The organism is Pantoea sp. SIMBA_079 (assembly GCF_046940275.1).
Taxonomy (GTDB): domain Bacteria; phylum Pseudomonadota; class Gammaproteobacteria; order Enterobacterales; family Enterobacteriaceae; genus Pantoea; species Pantoea borealis.
On record NZ_JAWRYR010000813.1, the window covers coordinates 1 to 242 of the forward strand.

Here is a 242-nt window from a genome sequence, read left to right on the forward strand (position 1 = left end):
CGTCCGGGTGACGTCCTGGTGGTCGATGGCAGTGGCGATCAGACCCGAGCCATCATCGGTGGCATCATGCGAGCGATGGCGTTGAAGGCGGGTATCGCGGGTATCGTGGTCAACGGTGTATTGCGAGATCGTGACGATTGGCTGGATGGGAAAATGCCGATCTTTGCCCTAGGTTGTGTGCATCGCGGCCCGAGTACTGATGGTACCGGTGAGATCAATGTTCCAGTCTCCTGTGCTGGGCT

At 58.7% G+C, this 242-nt stretch carries 1 pseudogene; it reads left to right on the top strand.

Features of this window, described 5'->3' with window-relative positions:
- Window positions 1–18 precede the first annotated feature (18 nt).
- Window positions 19–242, top strand: a pseudogene (locus SB719_RS22205) (RraA family protein); the annotation flags it as partial.